This window comes from Nocardia transvalensis NBRC 15921, from assembly GCF_000308875.1.
In the GTDB taxonomy this organism is placed as follows: domain Bacteria; phylum Actinomycetota; class Actinomycetes; order Mycobacteriales; family Mycobacteriaceae; genus Nocardia; species Nocardia transvalensis.
Map to the genome: position 1 here is coordinate 235,774 of NZ_BAGL01000027.1, position 22,620 is coordinate 258,393.

The 22,620-nt window shown below is 69.7% G+C and carries 23 protein-coding genes; 14 read left to right on the forward strand and 9 right to left on the reverse strand.

Going from position 1 to position 22,620, the window contains the following annotated elements; all coding sequences use genetic code 11:
• Window positions 1–18 precede the first annotated feature (18 nt).
• Window positions 19–255, forward strand: coding sequence for a hypothetical protein (locus tag ON41_RS09090; RefSeq protein ID WP_040746815.1), 237 nt, complete (start codon window positions 19–21; stop codon window positions 253–255).
• Window positions 256–407: 152 nt separating this feature from the next.
• Complete coding sequence (locus ON41_RS09095) at window positions 408–686, forward strand: hypothetical protein (RefSeq protein WP_040746816.1); 279 nt, start codon at window positions 408–410, stop codon at window positions 684–686.
• Here the strand turns inward: ON41_RS09095 and ON41_RS09100 are convergent.
• Window positions 667–1,170, reverse strand: a complete 504-nt coding sequence (locus tag ON41_RS09100; protein ID WP_051161126.1) for a MarR family winged helix-turn-helix transcriptional regulator — start codon at window positions 1,168–1,170, stop codon at window positions 667–669. The two genes, ON41_RS09095 and ON41_RS09100, sit on opposite strands and share 20 nt — an antisense overlap.
• Before the next feature lie 91 nt (window positions 1,171–1,261).
• Here ON41_RS09100 and ON41_RS09105 point away from each other — a divergent pair, with 91 nt between their 5' ends.
• Window positions 1,262–3,304 carry an MMPL family transporter gene (locus ON41_RS09105; RefSeq protein WP_246829479.1) on the forward strand — a complete coding sequence of 681 codons (2,043 nt, stop codon included), beginning with the start codon at window positions 1,262–1,264 and terminating at the stop codon, window positions 3,302–3,304.
• Here ON41_RS09105 and ON41_RS09110 read toward each other — a convergent pair.
• Window positions 3,240–3,860, reverse strand: a complete 621-nt coding sequence (locus ON41_RS09110; RefSeq protein ID WP_040746817.1) for a TetR/AcrR family transcriptional regulator — start codon at window positions 3,858–3,860, stop codon at window positions 3,240–3,242. The genes ON41_RS09105 and ON41_RS09110 overlap by 65 nt on opposite strands.
• A gap of 62 nt (window positions 3,861–3,922) precedes the next feature.
• Here ON41_RS09110 and ON41_RS09115 point away from each other — a divergent pair, with 62 nt between their 5' ends.
• From ON41_RS09115 to ON41_RS09130, 4 genes are all read left to right on the forward strand, one after another.
• On the forward strand, window positions 3,923–4,651 hold the full coding sequence (locus ON41_RS09115; RefSeq protein ID WP_051161127.1) for a nuclear transport factor 2 family protein: 729 nt from the start codon (window positions 3,923–3,925) through the stop codon (window positions 4,649–4,651).
• Window positions 4,652–4,719: 68 nt separating this feature from the next.
• On the forward strand, window positions 4,720–5,139 hold the full coding sequence (locus ON41_RS09120) for a nitroreductase family deazaflavin-dependent oxidoreductase (protein WP_083905237.1): 420 nt from the start codon (window positions 4,720–4,722) through the stop codon (window positions 5,137–5,139).
• A 113-nt stretch (window positions 5,140–5,252) separates the two neighbouring features.
• The gene (locus ON41_RS09125) at window positions 5,253–6,698 is read left to right on the forward strand and encodes an SDR family oxidoreductase (protein ID WP_040746818.1); all 1,446 of its coding nucleotides are present in this window, start codon (window positions 5,253–5,255) and stop codon (window positions 6,696–6,698) included.
• Between the two features lie 114 nt (window positions 6,699–6,812).
• Window positions 6,813–8,180, forward strand: coding sequence for a WS/DGAT/MGAT family O-acyltransferase (locus ON41_RS09130; protein WP_040746820.1), 1,368 nt, complete (start codon window positions 6,813–6,815; stop codon window positions 8,178–8,180).
• Here ON41_RS09130 and ON41_RS09135 read toward each other — a convergent pair.
• Window positions 8,177–8,542, reverse strand: a complete 366-nt coding sequence (locus ON41_RS09135; protein WP_051161129.1) for an ATP-binding protein — start codon at window positions 8,540–8,542, stop codon at window positions 8,177–8,179. The genes ON41_RS09130 and ON41_RS09135 overlap by 4 nt on opposite strands.
• 166 nt (window positions 8,543–8,708) lie before the next feature.
• Between ON41_RS09135 and ON41_RS09140 the strand changes: the two genes are divergently transcribed.
• The 5 genes from ON41_RS09140 (at window position 8,709) to ON41_RS09160 (ending at window position 13,270) form a co-directional block, all read left to right on the forward strand.
• Window positions 8,709–9,926: a PP2C family protein-serine/threonine phosphatase gene (locus tag ON41_RS09140; RefSeq protein ID WP_040746822.1), complete on the forward strand. Its 1,218-nt coding sequence runs from the start codon at window positions 8,709–8,711 to the stop codon at window positions 9,924–9,926.
• A complete protein-coding gene (locus tag ON41_RS09145) occupies window positions 9,923–11,542 on the forward strand; it encodes a sensor histidine kinase (RefSeq protein ID WP_040746824.1) in 1,620 nt (539 codons plus the stop codon). Before ON41_RS09140 ends, ON41_RS09145 begins: the two co-directional genes overlap by 4 nt.
• Window positions 11,539–12,003, forward strand: a complete 465-nt coding sequence (locus ON41_RS09150) for a response regulator (RefSeq protein ID WP_040746825.1) — start codon at window positions 11,539–11,541, stop codon at window positions 12,001–12,003. The genes ON41_RS09145 and ON41_RS09150 overlap by 4 nt, the downstream gene beginning before the upstream one ends.
• Window positions 12,004–12,164: 161 nt before the next feature.
• Entirely contained in the window at window positions 12,165–12,818 is a 654-nt protein-coding gene (locus ON41_RS09155) for a TetR/AcrR family transcriptional regulator (protein ID WP_040746930.1), read from the forward strand.
• A 56-nt stretch (window positions 12,819–12,874) separates the two neighbouring features.
• A complete protein-coding gene (locus ON41_RS09160; RefSeq protein WP_051161131.1) occupies window positions 12,875–13,270 on the forward strand; it encodes an STAS domain-containing protein in 396 nt (131 codons plus the stop codon).
• Window positions 13,271–13,401: 131 nt separating this feature from the next.
• Here ON41_RS09160 and ON41_RS09165 read toward each other — a convergent pair whose 3' ends face one another.
• From ON41_RS09165 to ON41_RS09190, 6 genes are all read right to left on the reverse strand, one after another.
• Complete coding sequence (locus tag ON41_RS09165) at window positions 13,402–14,211, reverse strand: RNA polymerase sigma factor SigF (protein WP_040746826.1); 810 nt, start codon at window positions 14,209–14,211, stop codon at window positions 13,402–13,404.
• Window positions 14,201–14,638 carry an ATP-binding protein gene (locus ON41_RS09170; protein WP_051161132.1) on the reverse strand — a complete coding sequence of 146 codons (438 nt, stop codon included), beginning with the start codon at window positions 14,636–14,638 and terminating at the stop codon, window positions 14,201–14,203. The genes ON41_RS09165 and ON41_RS09170 overlap by 11 nt, the downstream gene beginning before the upstream one ends.
• Before the next feature lie 173 nt (window positions 14,639–14,811).
• Window positions 14,812–15,828 (reverse strand): alpha/beta fold hydrolase, encoded by a 1,017-nt coding sequence (locus ON41_RS09175; RefSeq protein ID WP_040746829.1) that lies wholly within the window; start codon window positions 15,826–15,828, stop codon window positions 14,812–14,814.
• 91 nt (window positions 15,829–15,919) lie between these two features.
• A complete protein-coding gene (locus tag ON41_RS09180; RefSeq protein ID WP_040746831.1) occupies window positions 15,920–16,648 on the reverse strand; it encodes a MerR family transcriptional regulator in 729 nt (242 codons plus the stop codon).
• Window positions 16,649–16,680: 32 nt separating this feature from the next.
• On the reverse strand, window positions 16,681–18,105 hold the full coding sequence (locus ON41_RS09185) for a serine hydrolase domain-containing protein (RefSeq protein ID WP_040746834.1): 1,425 nt from the start codon (window positions 18,103–18,105) through the stop codon (window positions 16,681–16,683).
• A gap of 35 nt (window positions 18,106–18,140) precedes the next feature.
• Window positions 18,141–19,643: a flavin-containing monooxygenase gene (locus ON41_RS09190; protein WP_051161133.1), complete on the reverse strand. Its 1,503-nt coding sequence runs from the start codon at window positions 19,641–19,643 to the stop codon at window positions 18,141–18,143.
• A 244-nt stretch (window positions 19,644–19,887) separates the two neighbouring features.
• On the opposite strand from ON41_RS09190, the gene ON41_RS09200 reads away from it, so the two are divergent.
• A complete protein-coding gene (locus tag ON41_RS09200; protein ID WP_083905230.1) occupies window positions 19,888–20,967 on the forward strand; it encodes a CHAP domain-containing protein in 1,080 nt (359 codons plus the stop codon).
• A 101-nt stretch (window positions 20,968–21,068) separates the two neighbouring features.
• Window positions 21,069–22,620, forward strand: a 1,552-nt coding sequence (locus ON41_RS09205; protein WP_174411311.1) for a S9 family peptidase, incomplete at its 3' end; no start/stop codon positions are given.

The window sequence follows — 22,620 nt, forward strand, 5'->3', positions numbered from 1 at the left end:
ATGATGACGAAAGTTCTTGTGGCAGGTGTTCTTTGCGCGGGTATCGCGGCCGGGGCGGGAGGTGTCGCGGCGGCGGATCCGACCGTTCCGGCGCCGAACGCCGTCGGGCCGTTCACCACTCAGGGCGAGACGACGGGTAAAGCCGCCTGCGAGGCCGCCTCGGCCGCCTCCGGGACCTACAGCCCGTGCTTCCCGTACCCCGACGACGGCAGCGCGATCTACCCGGATCTGAAGTACTACTACAACCCGGCCTAGGGCCGGGTAAGTGTGGGCCGAGCCGGGTAATGAGTGTGGGCCGAGCCGGGTAACGAGTGTGGGTTACCTGATTGCCCGGTGGAGACATTCGCAGTAATGTCTGGACAGGTGTACGGACAATACTCCAGTCCTCGGGATCATGGGAGCGGCTGATGGACAGGGAAGACCTGCTGATCATCGATTTCGCCCTGCTGTGGCAGCCGTTCGGCGGCCCGCCGGCCGAGGAGATCCTCGTCACCTTCGGTATGAGCGAGCTGCGGTTCCGGAACCGGGTGGTCGAGATCCTCTCCGACCGCGGCACGGGCACCGACCGCCCGCTGCGGCAGCACGCCCGCGCCACCTTGCGGTCGTATCTGGATATCGGCAGGTCGGCCCTGCTCGCCCGGGCCGCGGCCCAGACGAGCGGAACCCTCAGCCGTCCCGGTCGGTGAACGAATCGTCGTGCTCGCGCAGGGCGTTCACGTAGGCGATCAGGACGCGGTGGGCCGCCTCGAGGTCGGCGTCGGGTAGGTCGGCCAGCGCCGAGCGCGTCCGGGCGCCGACGGGCGTGAAGAAGCCGGCGGCCACCGCCATGCCGTGCTCGCTGTAGCGGAGGAGGACGCGGCGGCGGTCGATATCGTCGGTCTCGCGGACGACGTGGCCGGATTCGATCATGCGCTCGACGAGGTAGGTGATCGCCGCGGGGGAGAGTCCGAGCAGCGTGCCGAGTTGCCCGGCGGTGAGGGGCCTGCCTTCCGCGTCGGCCGTCGCGATATGCGTCAGTGCCCGGAAATCGTTGGGGCGCAGACTGTTCGAATGCGCGAAGACGTGGGAGATCTGATCCGACGCCGCGGTGAGCGCCCGGATGTCGCGGGCGATCGCCGTCTCGAGCTCGTCTCGCCGGGACAGCGGCGTATCGGTCGAGCGCTCGGTCACGGTCGTCTCCCTTTCTCTCCGGTGCGCTCAGCGTAGTCGGCGGGCGATCGCGCCTTTGCGGATTATTTCAGTTTCTGAAATAGTTTCCACCGTGGACGCCTGGAATCGTTATGCGCGAGTCGTCGCCGGTCGCGCCGGCGCGCTCGTCCTGCTGGCCGTGCTGATCGTCGCCGGGGCGGTCCTCGGCTTCGCGGGCGGGAACGACTCGGGCGGTTCGGCTCCGAACTCGCTGCCGGACGACGCCGAATCCGCACAGGTGAAGGGCTTGCTGCCGGAGTTCCCGGGCGGGGAGTCGACCGCGGTGGTGCTGATCGCCACCCGCGTCGACGGCGCGGAACCGACCGCCGCCGATCGGTCGCAGGCCGAGGCGGCGCTCGCCCGGATGCGCGGCGGCGCACCGGGTCCCGGGGTCGTGGTGTCGCCGGACGGGCGCGCCGTCCTCGGGCAGGCGCCGGTGCCGTCGGATCTGAACGGCTTGGCGCTGACCGACCGCGTCGACGAGGTGCGCGCGGCGGCCCGCGACGGAGCACCGGCCGAACTGCGGCTGCGGGTCACCGGCGGCCCGGCGTTCGGCGCGGATATCGCCGACTCCTTCTCCGGCGCCGATGCGCTGCTGCTCGCGGTCACCGCCGTCGTGGTGATGGTGTTGCTGATCGCGACGTATCGATCGCCGGTGCTGTGGCTGGTTCCGCTGGCGGTCGTGGGGTTCGCCGATCGCGTCGCGGCGGCGGCCGGGAACGCGCTCGCCCAGGCGACCGGCCTGACCTTCGACGGCTCGACATCGGGAATCACGAGCGTGCTGGTCTTCGGCGCGGGGACGAACTACGCGCTGCTGCTGGTCTCGCGGTATCGCGACGAACTGCATCGGACCGAGGACCATCGCGAGGCGCTGCGGATCGCGGTCCGGCGGGCCGGGCCCGCGGTCCTCGCCAGCAATCTGACCGTCGTGCTGTCTCTGCTCACCCTGCTGCTGGCGCTACTGCCGAATACCCGCGGCCTGGGCGCGTTCGGAGCCCTGGGTTTGCTGATCGCGGCGGTCTTCGTGCTGGCCGCGTTGCCGCCCGCGCTGGCGCTCTGTGGCCGGAAGGTGTTCTGGCCCTTCATACCTCGCGTCGACGGGCGGGATACGGCGCAGACCGGGGCCTGGCATGCCGTCGCCGAGAAGGTCGTCCGGCGGCCCGTCGCGGTCGTCGCCGTCTCGCTGGTCGCCCTGGCCGCGTGCGCGAGCGCCCTGCCCTTCGCCGACGTCGGGCTCTCGCAGTCCGAGCAGTTCCGGGTGCGCGCGGAATCGATCGACGGACTGCACGATCTGAGCGAGCACTTCTCCTCGGGCACAAGCGATCCGGCGATCGTGCTGGCGCGTACCGAATCCGAGGGGCAGGTGCAGCCGGCTCTCGACGGCACGGACGGTGTCGCGCGCGCCACGCCCGTCGGCGCGTCCGAGAGCGGGTGGACCCGCTGGTCGGTGGTGCTCGACGCCTCCCCGGCCTCGGAGGCGGCCTTCGACACCGTGACGCGCCTGCGCGCCGCCCTGGCCACCGTGCCGAATTCCCATGGGCTGGTGGGTGGTTCGGATGCGATCGCGCTGGACACCCGGGACGCCGCGCGGCACGACCAGCGGACGATCATTCCGCTCATCCTGGCGGTGGTGCTGATCGTCCTCCTGGTGCTGCTGCGGGCGGTTCCGGCGGCGCTGCTGCTGGTCGGGGTGACCGTACTGAGCGCCCTGGCGGCGCTGGGCATCGGCAGCCTGCTCAGCACGCACCTGTTCGGATTCCCGGCGCTCGACACCAATGTGCCGCTGTTCGCGTTCCTGTTCCTGGTCGCGCTGGGCGTGGACTACACGATCTTTCTGGTCACCCGGGCCCGCGAGGAAACCCCCGGGCACGGGGTGACCGGCGGCATCGTGCGGGCGGTGGCCTCCACCGGCGGGGTCATCACCAGTGCGGGGATCGTGCTGGCCGCGGTGTTCGCGGTCCTCGGCGTGCTGCCGCTCATCACCCTGACCCAGCTCGGCATCGTGGTCGGCCTCGGAATCCTGCTGGATACGTTCGTCGTTCGCACCGTGATCATTCCCGCGCTGTTCGCCCTGATCGGTCCGCGGATCTGGTGGCCGGGCCGCCGGACGCGGTGAGTAGCGGCGCCGCGATCCCCGCGACGTGGCGGACGAAGGCGTCGCGATCGGTGCCGAGGCTGCCCTCCGTCCATTCGACGAACAGCGAGATCACCGCGCCGAAGAAGCCCGAGAACCGCATCCGGACCAGGGGGTCGTCGGGCGAGCCGAAATCGGTGCCGAGCCGCGCCGCGACCACGGACGGGATCGTCTCGCGCACGTAGTGCCGCAGCCGCGTATCCGCCACCGGTTCCACCAGCAGGATGCGGCAGATGCGGGGATCGGCCTCCATGAGCCGGGCGGCGGCGTCGATGACGCCGTGCAGATCGTTCGCGGCGGCGGTCGCCTCGTCCAGGCGTGCCAGTGCCGCGCGATAGACCGCGTGCAGCAGCGCGTCCGTATCCGGGAAGCTCTCGTAGAAGAACTTCTGGCTCAGTCCCGCCTCGCGGCACACCGCGCGCATGCCGAAAGCCTTGACGCCCTCCGTGCCGATCACCTGGACGCCGGCCTCGATCAGGCGACGGCGGCGATCGGCGGCGCGATCCGCGGCGGCCCGTCCGCCGTAGCTCCTTGACACGCCGGAATCGTATCAGGAAGCATCTGCTTCAGAAAGCAGGTGCTTCCCGATTGGAGACGGTCATGTTCAGCGAGGAACTGTTTCAGGAGTCGCTGCGGCGACCGCGGCTGGCGCAGCCGATTCCGCGCCTGCTGACCGGGCGGGCCGAACCGGTGACGGTCCTCGACGAGGCCGAGCTGACGGCGATGACGCGGCTGTGGTTCGACGAGTACGAAGCGAAGATCCGGTTCTACGCCGAGCACGGCCTGGATATCGCGTGGACCCTCGAGTGGGCGAAGAAGTACTGGTGGAGCTGGCAGACCCGGGATATGAGCCACAACCACGAGCTGTACACCGAGGATTTGCGGTACAAGGACGTCACCACGATGGGCGCGACCATGGTCGGCCTGGACGAGTTCGTGGCGTACAACTTCGCCTTCTTCGACGCCATCCCGGACTGGCGCTACGACCCGATTCCCGGGCAGGCCTATGTGGATGTGACGCCGGGCGGCGAGGTCCGGTTCGTGGTCCGCTACTACGGCAGCGGCCACGTCGTGGGCCCGCTGAAGCTCTACCCGTACGGCGGCGACTGCGTCGAGATCCCCGGCAACGGCGGTTTCGTCCAGTGCACCGCGGTCGACCGCTACCACTTCACGCCCGAGGGCCTGATGTCCGAGGGTGAGACGCTCTACGACCTGCTCGACGCCCTCCAAACCGCCGGCATCGCGCCGTCCGCCGGCTCCCGCTCGCTGCGGTACCTGCTGCGGGGCGCCGGATTGGCCACGCGCGCCGCGGGAATCCTGAGAAGGTGAACCGCTACGAGCACTCGGCCGATCCCCTCGTCCGGCTGGCCACCGGCGCGCTGCGTAATCGCCGCCTCATGCGTGCGCCCATCTGGCTCTACCGAGCCCGGCTGGGGTTCCTGTTCGGGTCGCGGTTGCTGTTGCTCGAACATGTCGGGCGGACGTCCGGCGCTCGGCGGTATGTCGTGCTCGAGGTGGTCGGCAGGCCCGAAAAGGGTTGCTATGTCGTGGTTTCCGGGTTCGGTGAGCGGTCGCAGTGGTTCCGGAATCTGCGGGCCCATCCTCGGGCCCGGGTGTGGTCCGGCGCCCGCGGGCCGGTGGAGGTCGACGCGCGGGTGCTCGATGCCGACGAGACGGCGGCCGCGCTGCACGCCTACGTCGCCGCGCACCCCCGGGCCTGGCAGACGATGAAGCCGGCGCTCGAGAACACCCTCGGCGCCCCGATCGACGACCGCGGCACCGGTCTGCCCATGGTCGAACTCCGCACGCGCGCCTGACCGGCCGAGCGCCGCCTGGCGGGAAGTGTCACAGGTCCCCGCTACGGTGACAGCGACCGATGTCTCCGCGGTGGCGTCGGCGCCCCCGGCCGGCTCGACGGAAGGTGGTTCGCATGCGCTGTCTCGTCTTCGGTGCCACCGGCTATATCGGTGGTCGCCTGGTTCCCGAGCTGCTGGCCGCCGGGCACGAGGTGCGGGTGCTGGTGCGCAGCCCCGGCAAGCTGGACGAGGTGCCGTGGCGCGACCGGGTGCAGATCGTGCGCGGCGATGTCACCGTCGGCGCGGATGTGCGCGCGGCGATGGCCGGGCAGCAGGTCGTGTACTACCTGGTGCACTCGCTGGTCCGGTCGGATTTCGACACGGTCGACCGCGCGGCCGCCGAACTGGTGGCGACGGCGGCCGCCGAGGCGGGTGCGGAACGCATCGTGTATCTGGGCGGGATCGTGCCGACGGGACAGCGGCTGTCCCGGCACCTCGCCTCCCGCGCGGAGGTGGGGCGCATCCTGTCGGCGGGCGCGGTCCCCACGGTGGTGTTCCAGGCGGCGGTGATCATCGGCTCGGGGTCGGCGAGTTTCGAGATGCTGCGCTATCTCACCGAGCGGCTGCCCGCCATGGTGACGCCGCGCTGGGTGCGCAATTCGATCCAGCCGATCGCCATCCGCGACGTGCTCTACTACCTGACCCGGGCCGCGCAGGCGCCCGGCCGGTTCGAGGGCGCCTTCGATATCGGCGGTCCGGACGTGCTGACGTATGTCGAGATGATGCGCGGCTACGCGGCTGTCGCCGAACTCCCGCGGCGGCTGATCGTGCCGGTTCCCGTGCTCACCCCGTGGCTGTCGGCGCAGTGGGTGAATCTCGTGACGCCCGTGCCGCGGTCGATCGCGGTGCCGCTGATGGAGTCCCTGGTGAACGACGTGGTCTGCGCGGATCACCGGATAGCGCATTACATTCCGGATCCGCCGGACGGGCCGACGCCGTACCGGCGGGCGGTGGAGCTGGCCCTGCGGCACATTCGCGATGTGGACGTCCCCACCCGCTGGTCGGACGCCGATCTGCCCGGCGCGCCGTCGGATTCGCTGCCGACCGATCCGGAATGGTCCGGCGGTTCGGTGTATCAGGATGTGCGCGAACGGCATACGTCCGCCGAACCCGCGACCGTGTGGGCGGTGCTCGAGGCCATCGGGGGTGAGCACGGGTGGTACTCCTTCCCGTTGGCGTGGTCGCTGCGCGGCTGGATCGACCGCTTCGCGGGCGGGGTCGGGCTGCGCCGGGGGCGGCGCGACCCGAACCGTCTCCGCGAGGGCGACGCCCTGGACTGGTGGCGGGTCGAACGGGTCGACCGCCCGCACCTGCTGCGGCTGCGCGCGGAGATGCGCCTGCCCGGCCGCGCCTGGCTCGAACTGTCCCTGGAACCCGAGGGCGCCGGGGCCCGATACCGCCAGCGCGCGATCTTCGAACCACACGGCCTGGCCGGGCATCTCTACTGGAAGTCGATCGCGCCGTTCCACGCGATCATCTTCGGCGGCATGGCCCGGAACATCACCGCGACAGTCGAATGACGTCGATGCGAGACGGCATCGCCGAATCGCCCACCCGCCCCGCTCGGGTCCGCGATCATCACCAGTGGCACGGTAGCCGTGCCGGATTCGCAGCCGACGGTGATGAGGTACCCGATGCAGTTGATGTCACCACTGGACTCGATGTTCCTGCTCCTGGAGTCGCGTGAGCATCCGATGCATGTCGGAGGTCTCTCGCTGTTCCGTCCGACCGGCGCGCAGGAGGACTCGGCGCGGCGCCTGTACCGGGATCTGATCTCCGGTGACGACGAACTCGCGCGGGTGTTCCGGCGACGACCGGCCCGCGGGTTCGCGAGCTTCTCGGCGGTGCGCTGGGATCACGACGACGACGTCGATATCGAGTACCACGTGCGGCTGCTGTCGCTGCCCGCGCCGGGACGCGTGCGCGAACTGCTGGAACTGGTCTCGATGCTGCACGGCTCCCTGCTCGATCGGCACCGGCCGCTGTGGGAGGTCTACGTCATCGACGGCCTGGCCGACGGGCGGATCGGCCTGTACACCAAGACGCATCACGCGCTGATGGACGGCGTGGCGACGGTGCGGACGTGGCAGCGCGCGCTGTCGCGGGATCCGGGGGACCGCTCCTGCGTCGCCCCGTGGCGTCGCCCGGCCCGCCGCGGTACGGCACCGTCGGCCGGATTGTCGCGGCTGCCGTCCGAGGCGGTGGACACGATCGGGCGGGTCGGCACCGCGATACCCGAAATGATCGGCGGCGCTTTCGATCTCGCGCGCTCCTTCCCGGAACCGCGACCGTTCCGCGCGCCGCACACCATGTTCAACGTCGCCATCACGGGCGCCCGGCGCTTCGCGGCGCAGTCCTGGCCGCTCCCGCGCCTGCGCGCGGTCGGCGAACGCACCGGGTCGACCCTGAACGACATCGTGCTGGCGATGTGCTCCGGCGCGCTGCGCCGCTATCTGCTCGCCGAGGACGCCCTGCCGCCCGAACCGCTGATCGCCATGGTCCCGGTATCGCTGCGCGCCGCCGACGAGGACGCCTCCGCCGACGGCAACGCGGTCGGCGCGGCGCTGTGCGACCTCGGCACCGAGTCGGACGACGCGGCCGAGCGGCTCGCCCGCATCCGCGCCTCGATGGCGCGGGCCAAGACCACCATGGCGAGGCTGACGCCCTTGCAGATCCTCGGCCTGTCGGCGATCAACGTCGCGGGCGTGGCCCTACCGGCCCTGCCGGCGCGGGTGCCCCGCATGAACCCGCCGTTCAATATCGTCATCTCCAACATTCCCGGGGCCGCGGAACCGCGGTACTGGAACGGCCTGCAACTCGATGCCGTCTACCCGGCGTCCATCCCCCTCGACGGTCAGGCCGTCAACATCACCACGATCAGTTCGGGCGCCGCCATGCATTTCGGCATCGTCGGATGCCGCCGCAGCGTGCCGCATCTGCAACGCCTGCTGACCGGACTCGAAGAGGCGCTGGCCGAACTCGAACGGTCGGTGGACGCCTAATGCTCGTCCGGGCTCGAGGTCAGTTCCGCCCAGACGGTCTTGCCGCCCGGGTGGCGGTCGATGCCCCACGCGGTGGACATCTGATCGACCAGGACCAGGCCGAGGCCGCCGGTGTCGTCCGGCGCCCGGAACCGCGGCGCCTCCGGGGAGGTGTCGCTGACCTCGACCCGCAGGCGTGGCCCGTGCGACAGGGTGACCGCGCAGGTCCGCGGCGGCAATCCGTGCCGGAGGGCGTTGGTCACCAGTTCGTCGGTGACCTGGACGGCGTCTTCGGCCGACAGGCCGGGCTCTACGTCGCTGTCGTGGAGCAGATGCTGCAGCGTGCTGCGTAACTGGGCGAGCGTGACCGCGTCGAGATCCACGCGGATGCGGTGTCCTCCCGTCTCCGTCCCGCCTTCCCGAGGATCGTGTCGTACCTCCACCTTTTTGAAATACCCGCGTTACGGGTGGCTATGCACGACGGTGCGCTTACAACGTAAACTTCCCCGCGGGCGGCACTTCGCCGTGTGACGGAAGGAGTGCGGGCCGATGTTTTCCCCTGACCGTGGCGTGGCCGCCGGCAGCGTGCTGGGCGAGCCGCGGGTGCTGCTGGTCGAGGACGATCCCGGGGATGCGCTGCTCGTGGAGGAACTGGCGACCGAGACGGTCCCGCCGCTGCGGCTGACCTGGGTGCGGTCGATGGGCGAGGCGGCCGAGCAACTCGCGCTCACGCTGCCCGATTGCGTCCTGCTGGATCTGAACCTGCCCGATTCGGTGGGGCTGCAGGCCCTGGCCGCCGTGCGGGAGAGCGCCGAGACGGTTCCGGTGGTCGTCCTCACCGGTATGGCCGACGAGCAGGCCGGGCTGGCGGCGGTCGCCGAGGGCGCGCAGGACTATCTGGTCAAGGGCCGGACCGAGGCCGAATTACTCGGCCGCGCGGTGCGTTACGCCATCCAGCGCAAACAGGCCGAGCGCGCGACCGCGGCCCTGCGCGTCGGCGAGATGCGCGCGCGGGAGAACGCCCGGCTCGAACGCGGCCTGCTGCCGACGCCCCTGCTGGCCGGGCGCGACGATATCGAGGTGGTGGCCCGCTACCGCAGCGGCCGGGCGAACGGGCTGCTGGGCGGCGACTTCTACGATGTGGTGCGGACCGGCGACGGCGCGGTGCACGCGCTGGTCGGCGATGTCTGCGGCCACGGCCCCGACGAGGCGGCGCTGGGCGTGGCGCTGCGAATCGCTTGGCGCGCACTGGTTCTGGCGGGTATCAGCGGGCCGCGGCTGCTGCGCCTGCTGGAGGACATGCTGATCGCCGAGCGTACGAGCGACGACATCTTCGCCACCATGACCACGATGACCCTCGCGCCCGACCGGCGCGGCGCGCGTCTCCTACGGGCCGGGCATCCCGGCATGCTGGTGCACCGCGGCGATGCGGTCGACTGGGTGGAGGTGCCCGGCGGCGCCGCGCTGGGCCTGCTGCCGGATCCGGTCGACCGGCCGGTGCACGAGATGACGCTCGCGCCCGGGACGGGCCTGATGCTGTTCACCGACGGCCTGTTCGAAGGCTATGCCGGGGTCGGTGACGATCGGCTGAACGAGGAAGGGCTACTGGCCCTCGCGCGCGCCGCCGCCGACCTGGGCCCGGCCGACTTCGTCGACGGCCTGATCGCCGGCGCCGAGGCGCTGGCCGAGGAGCGCGGCGGCCTGTCCGACGATGTCGCGGCGGTCTACCTGCGGTGGTCCGACCGCGAGACGGAGGGGCCGCGATGACCGCCCCGAAACCGTCGATGGTCGGCCGGCTCAGCGTGCAGCGCTGGTTCTACCTCGTCCTGGCCGCCATGGTGCTGCTGGTGGTCGTCGCCGCCGTCGTCGGCGCCGGACTGCTGCGGCAGACCGGAGACGCGACCGACCGCCTGCTCGACCGGCTGCAACCGGCCGTCGTCCAGGCGTATCGCCTGCAGGCCGCGGTGGTGGATCAGGAAACGGGCGCGCGGGGGTACGCGCTCACCGCGGATCGGCAGTTCCTGGAACCGTTTACGCAGGGACAGCGGGACGAGGCCGAGGCGGCGGCGCGCATGCGCGCGCTCATCGGCGACGATCCGCGGCTGAACGCCGAACTCGATGCCGTCGAGCAGCTGACGCAGCGGTGGCGCACCGGATTCGCCCAGCCGATGATCGATGCCACCGCCGCGAACGGCCGCCCGACGACCGATCCGGGCGCCGCCACCGCGGGCAAGGCCGTCTTCGACGAACTGCGCACCCGGCTGGAGCAACAGAACACCGCGCTGGGCGCGGCGGTGGCCGACGAGCGCGACCGGCTGGCGCATACGCGCGCGGTCCGCGACGGGGTGCTCGCCGGGATGGTGGTGGCCTTCCTGCTGACCGGTGTGGTGCTGGCCGTCCTGATCCGCCGGCTGGTGGCCCGGCCGCTGAGTGATCTCCAGTCGGCCTCCCTGCGCGTCGCGGGCGGCGACTTCGACCATCGCATCACCGCGCACGGGCCCGCGGACCTGGCCACCGTGGCCGAGGCCGTGGAGGCGATGCGGCGGCGCATCGTCGCCGAACTGGCCGCGTCCCGCCTGCAGCAGGACGAATTGTCCAGGCAGGCCACCGAACTCGACGAGCAGGCCGTCGAACTGCGCCGGTCGAACGCCGAATTGGAGCAGTTCGCCTACGTCGCCTCGCACGACCTCCAGGAACCGCTGCGCAAGGTGGCGTCGTTCTGCCAGCTGCTGGACAAGCGCTACGGCGACAAGTTCGACGAACGCGGCGCCCAGTACCTCGCCTACGCCGTGGACGGGGCCCGGCGGATGCAGGTGCTCATCAACGACCTGCTCACCTTCTCCCGGGTCGGGCGGCTCGGCGAGGACGCGGTCGACGTGGAACTGGACAGCGTCGTGGACCGGGCCGTGGACAACCTCTCCACCGCGATCGAGGAGTCCGGGGCGGTCGTCGAGCGGCCCGAGCGGCTGCCGGAGCTGCACGCCGCCCCGACCCTGATGGTCATGCTGTGGCAGAACCTGCTGGGCAACGCCGTCAAGTTCCGCCACCCCGACCGGCCGCCGGTCGTGCGGATCGAATGCGACCCCGACGCGGCCGACGACGGCACGCCCACGTGGCGAATCTGCGTGTCCGACAACGGCATCGGCATCCCGGAGGAGTTCGGCGAGAAGGTCTTCGTGATCTTCCAGCGGCTGCACGGCCGCGACGAATACGGCGGCACCGGCATCGGCCTCGCACTGTGCAAGAAGATCGTCGAGTACCACGGCGGCCGGATCTGGCTGGACGCCGACTACACCGAGGGCACCCGCGTGTGCTTCACGTTTCCCGCCCGGAACGACACGACCGAGGTCGCCCGGACCGCGACAGAAGGAGTATCGGCATGACCGTGGCAGGCCGGCCCATCGACGTCCTGCTGGTCGAGGACGATCCCGGAGACGAGCTGATGACCCGGGAAGCGTTCGCGGACAACAAGATCGGCAATACGCTGCACGTCGCCCGGGACGGGGAGGAGGCCCTCGACTTCCTCTACCGGCGCGGGAACCACGCCGACGCGCCGTCCCCGGACCTGATCCTGCTCGACCTCAACATCCCGAAGTACGACGGCCGCCACGTGCTGGCGACCATCAAATCCGATGCCGACCTCGCGCACATCCCGGTGGTCGTGCTGACCACGTCGGCCGCCGAGGAGGACATCCTGCGCAGTTATAAGCTGCACGCGAACGCCTACGTCACGAAGCCGGTCGACCTGGACCAGTTCATGGCCGCGATCAAGCAGATCGACGACTTCTTCGTCCAGGTGGTCCGCCTGCCGGGCCAGCCGACCATCCTCGGACCGGCATCATGATCGGAAACGGCCGGGCGGTGTCGTACTCTGGCTGAGGTCTCGCACTCCGGCCGAGGCCACGCGCCGGGCGTGTGCAGCGAAGGGGAAGGCCGGTGGACCGACAACATGACGATCGCACCGCGGAGTTCGCCGCCGCCGACCACGACGATTCCCGCGGGCCGCTGAATCGCCGCTCGATCCTCGAGGTGGCGATCGCCCTGGTCGATCGCGAGGGATTGCGGCGTCTGACGATGCGCCGGCTCGGCGCCGAATGCGGCGTCGAGGCGATGGCCCTGTACCGGTACGTGCACAGCCGCGAGGACCTGCTGAGCGGGATCGTCGACCACCTCGTCGAGCGGCTGCACACCGAACAGCTGGAGGCTCGCCGCGAAGAGGACGGCTGGCAGGACTTCCTGCTCCGCCTGGCGCACGGCGTCCGGCAGATCGCCCTCGACCATCCGGAGCTGTTCCCGCTGGTGGCCACGCGGCCGCCGGAGGCGCCGTGGGTCCGGCCGCCGCTGCGCAGCCTGCGGTGGATGGAGACCTTCCTGAGCACCCTGCTGTCCTACGGATTCGGCGACGACGCGGCGGTGGCCGCCTACCGGTCGTACACCACATTTCTGCTGGGGCAGCTGCTGCTGGACGTGTCGGCGCGGCGGCGTCCCACCCAGTCGCGGTCCGCGGAATCCGAGCGCGGGACCGTGCGCGATCTCTCCGATTTCCCGCATCTGCGGCGTTTGCAGCCCATGCTGGCTCAGGACCATTCCCAGGCCGAGTTCGAGGACGCCCTGGAGGCCCTCCTGGACCGGCTCGAGGGCCTGCTCACACACCCGTGATCGCAATGGCGGGACATCGGTGCACAGCGCGCACGGATACAACGTAAACTACACCTGTGACTGATAATGGCTCAGAGTCGAATCGTGCGTTTCCCGAAGCCGCGGGCGGTACACGCATCGACATTTCGGTCGACGCGCGGGACAAGGCGTCGGTTCTCCGCGTCAGCGGCGAGATCGACGTGCTGACCGCGCCGGTCCTGCGCGAGGCGATCGAAAAGGTGTGGTCCTCCGAGCCGGAACAGCCGGCCACCGTCGTCGACCTGACCGCGGTGACCTTTCTCGCATCGGCCGGCCTGGCCGTCCTCGCGGCGTGTGCCCGCTCGGCGCCCGACCGCGCGCGGCTGTGGGTCGTCTCCGGCAGTCCGGCCACCTCACGGCCGATCACGGTGACGGGCCTGGCCGAGTTGCTCAACATGTGCGCGACGGTCGACGAGGCCCTCGAAGCGATCTGACACGCACGACGATTCGAGCTATTTCTCGTCGTCCTGACAACCCTTCAGCCGCGCCTTCACTGCGGCCCCGCGTCGGAAAATATCGACAGTGCGGAAATACCCGCCCGGCGCGTTTCGAACAGAGCCGGTGATTATTCCTGCGTCGCCTGACGGCGGAGTTTGTCGAGGGTGCGTGACAGCAGCCGCGAGACCTGCATCTGCGAGCAGCCGAATTCGTCGGCGATCTGCTGTTGCGTCTTCGAATCAAAGTACCGCATGGTGAGCAGTTTCTGTTCGCGTTCGGACAGTGCGGCCAGCAGGGGCCGGACGGCGAGGAACTCGTCGACGGTCTCGAATCGCGGTTCCTCCGCCCCGAGGGTGTCGAGCAGCGCGGACCCGCCGGAGTCGCCGTCGGCGCCGTCGTTCGCGGCGTCGATCGAGCTGGCCTGATACCCGTTGCGGGCGATCAGAGCCTGCGTCACCTCGGAGAGATCGACGTCGAGTTCCTCGGCGAGTTCGCGGGCCTTGGGCACCCGGCCCAGCCGGTGGGTCAGGGCCTCGGTCGCCGGGCCGATTCTGAGCTGGATCTCCTTGAGCCGCCGCGGCACCCGCACCGACCAGGTGAAATCGCGGAAGTGCCGGCGCACCTCACCCATGATCGTGGGCACCGCGTAGCCGAGGAAGGTCGCACCGTATCCGGGATCGAAACGGTCGACCGCCGTGACCAGGCCGACCCTGGCTATCTGCAGCAGGTCGTCGAAGCTCTCGCCGCGACCGGAGAACTTGCGCGCGATATGTTCCGCGATCGGCAGGCAGCGGGAAATGATGGTCTCGCGCACGTGCGCTCGCTGTGGATCGTCGGGCGCGAGGGCATGCAGCCGCACGAACTCCGCTTCGATTCCGTCGTAACTCTCGCGCCGGCCACGCTTCGCCGGCGACGCGCCGGTGCGTTCATCGGCCATCGGTCGCCGCCGTGCCCCACTCGAATTCGACGATCGTGCGATGGCCGCCCAGCGCCGAGTCGAACGGTCCCACCGATGTCGACAGCGAATCGGTGAGCGTCGCGACGATATGCCAGCCCAGGCTCGCCCGGTCCGGCCCGGTGTCCGAGGCCGTCACCCCCGCGATGCGGACGCGCATACTTCCGTCGCCGTAGCCGAAGGCGCAGTCCAGTTCGGAGTCCGCGACGCCGTCCTGCACGATGGCCGTCGCGACCTCCTCCACCGCGAGGCGGATATCGACGACCCGATCGATGCCGAAGTCGGCGAACAGGGCGACCGTCTCGGCGACCGCCCGGAGCATGGCCAGTTCCTCGTACTCCGCCCGGACCTGGACGGCGATCGTCCTGGTTCCCACCTCTGGCCGGGAAGTCCTGTCGCTCACACTCATTCGCTACTCCTGTTTCTGTGCCGCCGGGTGAGCGTACCGGTCCCGTGGGTCAGAACCCGTTCACCTCCTCGATCCGCCGGCTGCGCGCCGACCTCTCCGCACGGTCTCGTCGGCGGCCCCGCAGGCCGCCCCTGAGGAACATTGACCGGCGCGAAGATCTCAAACAACACCGTTTACCCGTCGAGGAAACGGGACAGCTGCGCGGTGACGAACTCCGGATTCTCCTCGGCGAGCCAGTGGCCGGCATGCGGTACGTCGGCCGCCTGCACGATGTCGGGCAGGCGCGGGGCCACGGTGGCGCGGACCGCGTCGAGCTGGCCCTCGGCGGTCAGGAGCAGGGTCGGGATGTGCACCGGGGGCGCCGCCACCGTGTCCCGGACGTCCTTGTCGAGGGCGCGGTAAAGCTCGAAGCCGCCCGACAGGGCTCCGGGATTGCCGTAGGTGCGCGCATACTCGTCGACGTCGGCCGCGGTGAACGGGGAACGGTCGGAGGTACCGCCGAATGCGGTGCCGCCGTAGGAGACCTGGGGATAGAACAGGGCCAGGTACTCGCGGACGTCGTCGCCCACGACCGCCTCGGGGACCCGTCGCTGGGAGTGGAAGGCGATGTGCCAGCTCAGCGAGCGATAGGTGGCGGCATCGACGGCGGGTCCGGGCAGCGGCAGGTCGAGGTAGCCCAGACGCGTTGTGTCGCGCGGGAATTGACTCGCGTACTGGAACGCCACCGCGGCCCCGAAGTCGTGGCCCACCACGCGGGCGTCGCGCACGCCGAGGCGCTCGGCGATCAGGGTGTGGAGATAGCGCGCGAGCGTGGCCTTGTCGTAGCCGGTCGGTGCGCCGGTGCTGTCGCCCAGTCCGGGGAGGTCGACCGCGTAGACCGTGTGGTGTTCGGCGAGCGCCGGCATGATCGGCCACCATCCGTACCAGGTCTGCGGCCACCCGTGGATCAGCACGACGGGCGTGCCGCTGCCGCCGGTCACGTAATGCATGCGGACGCCGTCGACGTCGGCGAACTCGTGCCGAAAGGTGTTGCCGAACGTCGGATCTGCCCGCGTCGCGGCGGCGTAGGGTGCGACGTCGGCGTGCGTGGAGCAGGCCGGGAGTCCGGCCGCGAGCAGAACGGCGAACGCCGCCACTGCGCGCGCGGATCGGGGGAAGCGGCGCGATATCGGCCTGGCTGCGGTGACCATGAGTTCCTGTCCTGACGAGAATGATCCTGACGTCAGGGAGTCTCACCGCGCGCACCTCGACCTGGCACGCATTCTTGCCGTTCCAGCAAGATCACGACGTCATCGGATCCTTCATCAGCTGCGCCAGGCGATCCCAGGCGGGGGAGGAGGCGCCGGGCTGGGACCGTTCGGCGAGCCGCGCGATGGCCTGGGTGTGGACGGGGCGATCGGTGGATTCGCTGTGCGCGGCATACCAATTCCGGGTGCGTGCCGCGAGGCCGGGGAGGCGCGGGTCGTCGGGCGACCAGTCGTAGGCGGCGTCGTAGTCGAGGTAGAGGGCGCGGAATTCGGGATCGGTGAGGTGCTCGCGCTTCTCGGCGATCCACAGCTCGGCATCCTCGGGAGAGGCGGTCCACATGAGGATCCAGCCGTCGCGTTCCAGCCGGATCTGACGCTCGCCGACGCCGAGTTCGCGGAGGTCGTCGAGGAATTCGGCGACCTCCGCGGAGACGAACAGCCGGTCGCCGCCGCGCAATTCGGCGAGCTGGTCGCGGGTGACGCGGAGTTGCTCGATGCGCTCGTCCAGGTCGTGGCCGATCTCGGCGACGGCGGCCGCCAGACTGTCCGGATCCGCGTCGAGGAGATCCTTGATCCGGGCCAGGGGCACGCCCGCGGCGGCGAGGGTCCGGATCTTGACCAGGTCGATGGCGTCCTGCGCGGTGTAGCGGCGGTAGCCCGACGCGTCGCGCTCGGGCTCGGCGAGCAGACCGCGCTCGTGGTAGTGCCGGACCGCCTTGACGGTCACCCCGGCATAGTCCGCGAGCCGGCCGATCGTGAGCATGCGAGACATCTTTCCACCCGCCCGGCCGGCGCTCAGGCGCGCCGGGTCAGCCGCCCGCCGCCGTTGCGGAACCGCGCCAGGCCGTCGCGAACATCGTGGTAGGAGACCAGGAGCAGGCGCAGGTAGCCGTCGAACGTCTCCGGCGGATATCCGGCGGGAGCGAAGAGGCCGGGCCGGATCGGCACGTAGCGCTGTGGCGGGGCGGAGGTCGTCCCGCCCGCGAAGGCGGTGAAGATGCGCTCCTGCGTGGCGTCCGCCGGTTCGTAGGTGGTCCGCTCCTCGAGCTGACCGTCGACGAGGGTGACGTCGATGCGCAGCTGGTTCGAGCGGTAGGTGCCCACGTACGGAGTCAGGTCGACGTCCGGCTCCGATCCGGTGACGAGCGCGGGGAATTCGACGCCGAGATGGTCACGCAGCAGCCCTTGCAGGATCCGGTCGTGCAGCAGGATCGAGCCCGGGGTGTTGCCGAACGCCGTGAACACCAGATCGTGCTCCGGCACCACGCAGAGGATGGACACCCCGCCCGGCGACGCCCCCGACATGGCGAGAACCGTGGTGTCGCCGAAGGGATATCGCACCCACCCCAGACCCATCGGCGGGACGTTCGGGGTGGCCATATCGTGGGAGACCCGCTGCATGAGCGCGGTCGATTCCGGGGAGAGGACGCGTGCGCCGGACGGTGACACCCCGCCCGCGAGATGGGTGCGCCCGAAGGCGAGCAGGTCGGCGATGGTGCCGATCGGCGTGCCGCCGGCCGGTCCCCAGGTGTCGGGCAGCGTGAACATGCCGGTCGGCTCGGCGGCCATGGTCTCCGGATTCGGGAAGTGGCCGACGGCGGTGCCGCGCAGGATGGCCTGTGCGGCCGAGGTGCGGGAGTTCAGCATGCCGGCGGGCCCGTAGATATCGCGCTCGAGCAGTTCCGGGAAGGGCACGCCGGTGACGACCTCCAGCAGGCGGCCCGCCACGATCATGCCGCCGTTGGAGTAGCTGAGCTGTTCGCCGGGCTCGAACAGGGTCCCGCAGCCGGAGGCGAGGCCCGCGACGTACGTAGTCAGCGCGTCGCGGCCCGCGGCATCGGGGAAGTACAGGTCCGCGTCGATGCCGTTGGTGTGCGAGATCAGATGCCGGACAAGGATTTTGCCCGCCGCGCCCGGTTCGGCCAGGTCGAATTCGGGAAGGTACCGCACGACAGGCGCGTCGAGGTCCAGCATGCCCCGCTCGACCTGTTGCAGAACGAGTGTGGTGGTCATGACCTTGGTGACGGAGCCGAAGAGGAATCCGGTGTCCTCCCGCATCGGGGCGGCGGTGGCGGCGTTGGCGACGCCGTGAGCGAGGACGATCTGCTCGCCCGCGTGGTAGACGCCGACGAGGTAGCCGGGGGTGGCGTCGGCCTCGCAGTGCGTCGCGACCTGTTCGCGGATCCGATCGGCGGCTGTCTGGAGCGTGGTGCTGTTCATGCGAGTAATCGTCGAACCCTGCCCCAGGGGCAGGGTCAAGCGATGACAGGGATCTTTTCTACGACCTTATGATCCGCGAGATTCACCCTCCGTGTGCGGCGGGCGAACTGGTTCGCGAAGCCGGGCCAGAAGGCGAAGACGCGGCCCTTCGTGCCCATGAAGTAGCTGCGGCAGCCGCCCGTCGCCCATACCGACCGGCTCAGGTCCCGGTCGAGTTGCGCGTTGAACGCGGACTGGACCTCCGGCTTCACATCGATACTGCCGATACCGGCGGTGGTGACCCGGCGCAGCGCATCGATGACGTACGCGAGTTGCGCCTCGATCGTCACGACGGCCGAGGTGTACGGCACGGAATTGGGTCCGAGCAGCATGAACATATTCGGCAGACCGCTGACCATCGTGCCCAGATACGCCTCCGGGTCCCCCGCCCACAGGTCCGCCAGGGTCTTCCCGTCCCGCCCGATGATCCGTTCGCAGATGGGATGGTTGTTCACCCGGAATCCCGTGCCGTAGATGATCGTATCGACCCGGTGATGCGTACCGTCCGCGGTCACGATGCCCGTGGCATCGATCCGATCGATACCCGAGGTGATCACCTCCACATTCGGCGCGGCCAGCGCCGGGTAATAGGTGTCGGAGAAGGTCGGGCGCTTACAGCCGAACCGGTACGCCGGCGTCAGCGCCTCCCGCAGCCGCGGGTCGCCGATATGGCGCTGGATATTCTTGTGTGCCGTCTTCTCCAGTCCGGCAAGCAGTTTCGGATACCTGGTGAACAGCGGGACCAGCGCCTCGAACAACGTGGCGAAGGCGGCGCGCATGGCCTTCTGGGTGGCGGGGATCCGCCGCCACAGGCCGCGCACGAAGGCGTTGGTGGCCTTGTCCATCTGCGGCGCGACCCAGATCGGTGTGCGCTGAAAGACCGACAGCCGCTCTACCCGCGGCTGGATTCGCGGAATGAACTGCACGGCCGAGGCGCCGGTGCCGATCACCGCGACCCGGCGACCGGTCAGGTCGTGCTCGTGGTCCCAGTGCGCGGAATGGTAGGCGACTCCGGCGAATTCATCGATGCCGGGGAATTCCGGGATCGAGGGCGCGCTGAACGGACCGAAGCCGGCGATCAGGAATCGTGCGTGCACCACACCGGCATCCGTCCGCACGATCCACCGCTGCGCCTCCTCGTCCCACCGGCATTCCTCGGCCTCGCGACCGAAGCGGATATGGGGGAGCACCCCGTACCGTTCGGCGGACCGCCGCAGATAGGACTGGATCTCGGCCTGTAGCGGATACATCCGGCTCCACTCCGGATTCGGCAGGAACGAATACGAGTACAGCGGCGACGGAACATCGCACTGCGCACCGGGATACGTATTGACCTGCCACGTGCCGCCGACATCCGATTCCCGTTCCAGCACGACGAAATCGGTGAACCCGTTCTCCCGCAGCTTGATCGCCGCGCCGAGTCCGCTGAATCCGGCGCCGATCACGGCCACCGTCACCGTCTCGGATGTCGTCCGGGCGCTTCCGTTCGCACTGGTCATACAGCTGGTCCATCTTTCCCGCGAGGCATCGGATCACGAATGGCGGCAGGCGCGGTGTTGCACCGAATTTGCCGTCCACGCGGTCACTGTACGGGGTACCGAACATGCCCCGCAGCGCACCGAACGCCCGCGCTGTTCCCAGCCGTGAGGATGGCCGATACTTCGAGCAACCCGATCGGTGTGAATAGGGGTCGCGGATGGCGCTGTTCATGGGTTCGCAGTCGGCAGACGTCAGTGTTTCGCCATGAGCCCTGTGGATCACTACCATGTCGTCCCGGAGTTGACGCTGCCCGGCTATGCCTCGGGGAGCCTCCGCGCCATCGTCAACGCCACCCACACGGCGATCCAGGCCAATGTCGACAACCTCGGGGCGGGGACGCCCTCCAAAGCGCCGAAATTCGTGAAGGCGTTGCGGGACAACGGGATCATCGATGGTCAGAACAAGTCGGTCGCCGTCACCTCCCACGACGACGCGGCCGCCAAACTGCGTGGCATCGAGGACACGATGGAGCAGAACGACGAGGGCGTCGACGCCTCGTCCTACGGCGCCTACCTCGTGGCCGGTAACACGTACACCGATATCGAAGACGCGGTCACCCGGTTGCAGGGCACGATCGACGATGCCGCGAAGTCACCCGGGCCGAGTACCTATCCCGACGGCACACAGTACTGGCCGGAGTCGGTGGAGGGTCCGCTGCGAACCGCGTGCGCGACAGCCGCGACGACGGTCGAGGACCGGATGAGTACCGCCTCGTACGATATTCGACGGCACGCCAACCACATCGACCATTCGGCACCCGACAATCCGACCAGTGGCAACTTCGGCGGCACGACCACGCCCCTGACATCGGCGTGGTCCGGCCGCAGCTACGAGCCGCCCGCGGGTGCCGGAACCATCGAGATGATCAAGGGTTTCGCCGAGAAGGAGCTGGGCGTCACCGAAACCGGGAACAACCACGTGAACCGGCCCTACAACATCAACGACGCCTGGTGCGCGTCGTTCGCCACCTGGGTATGGGACCAGTCCGATATCCACGTCAAGTGGACCAACAAGAACTATGTGCCCAGCGTGTGGTCCGACGCCATTCGGAAAGGCTGGGCCGACAGCAATATGGGCGCGGCCCGCCCCGGCGACCTCGTGGTCTTCGGCGGCCAGCACCACATCGGCGTCGTAGTCGCCCGCAACGGCGACACCATCACAACGATCGAGGGAAACTCCGGCGACGCCGTGCGCAAGCACACCTACAACATCCGCGGCGGAAACTTCACCGGCGTAGTGCACCCTCCCTCCAGCGAGGTCCGGGAATCGGCCCTGGCCCGGTAGCCGCCGCTCGTGCGCCGCTCCCGATCGACCACGCTTGACTGTGCCGCGACGGCATGGTCTGGACTGGTGGTCCAGGCGGTCACGGACACGGGAGGGCGACGATGGGTACACCGGTTATCGACGTGGAGGAGTTCTTCGCCGATCCCGAATTCGCCGCGGCGACGATCGCGCCGGACGGGACGAGAATCGCCTACCTGGCGCCGGCGCACGGGCGGCGCAACGTGTGGGTGCGCGGACTGGACGAGGAGCACGCGGACGCGGTGTGCGTCACGCACGACGCCCGGCGCGGGATCACCACGTACTACTGGACCGACGACTCGCGGTGGCTGCTGTACCTCCAGGACATCGACGGCAACGAGGACTGGCACCTCTACCGCGTGGACCTCGACGCGCCCGGCGAGCCCGCGGTCGATCTGACCCCGATGGCCCCCGGCTCGCGCGTATTCGGCGCCGAACCGCTGCCGTCGTCTCCCAGTAGCGTGCTGGTCTGGATGAATCGGCGGCCGACGTTCATCGACGCGTTCCGGATCGATGTCGCCACCGGCGAGACCACGGTGCATCACGAACAGGCCCATCCGGGGGACTCGGTGCTATTGGACCGTGACGGCGAACCCGCGTTCGCGATCCGGATATCCGGGGACGGAACCCTGGAGTTCTCCGCGATCGATCCCGCGACCGGTGACCGGCGGCCGCTGCGCAGCATGGGCGGTGCGGAATATCCGGTGGGCGTGCAGCCGCAAGTGGTGACGCCCGACGGGACGGGCCTGCTGGTCGGCGCGTATCAGGACGCCGACGATCTGCGGCTGATCCGCATCGATCGCGAGACCGGCGCCGAGACCGTGGTCGCCGCGGTCGAGGGCCACAGCCTCGACATCATGGGGACGATGGCGCCGGATGTGTTGCCGCCCACCGTATTCACCAGCGGGCGGACCGGCGAGGTCGTCGCGGCCCGCTTCGTCGGCGACCGCCCCCGGATCGAGGTGCTGGACCCGGATTTCGCCGAGGTGTACGCCGGGTTGTCGACGCTGTCCGACGGCGTCCTGGGCACGTTGTCCTCCGACGAGTCGGGGCGATGGTGGATCGCGAGTTTCATCGACGACCGGAATCCGGGGGTGACCTGGCTCTACGACCACGTCAGCAAGGCGAGCCGCCTGCTGTTCCGGCCCTATCCGCGCCTGAGCGCCGCCGACCTCGCGCCGATGACGGCGGTCGGATTCCCGGCGCGCGACGGACTGCCGCTGCACGCCTTCCTCACGCTGCCGGTCGGTGTCGAACCCGAGAGGCTGCCGCTGGTGCTGATGGTGCACGGCGGGCCGTGGTCCCACGACACCTGGGAGTACAACCCGCAGGCGCAGTTCCTGGCCAACCGCGGCTACGCGGTGCTGCAGGTCAATTTCCGCGGCTCCACCGGGTACGGCAGGCGGCACACCACCGCCGCCATCGGCGAGTTCGCGGGCGCGATGCACGACGATCTGATCGACGCCGCCGACTGGGCGATCGGGAAGGGTTACGCCGACCCCGCCCGGATCGGCATCTTCGGCGGCTCCTACGGCGGGTACGCCGCACTCGTCGGAATCACCGTCACCCCGGACTATTTCGCGGCCGCGGTCGACTACGTGGGCATCTCCGACCTGGCGAGCTTCCTGCGCGCCC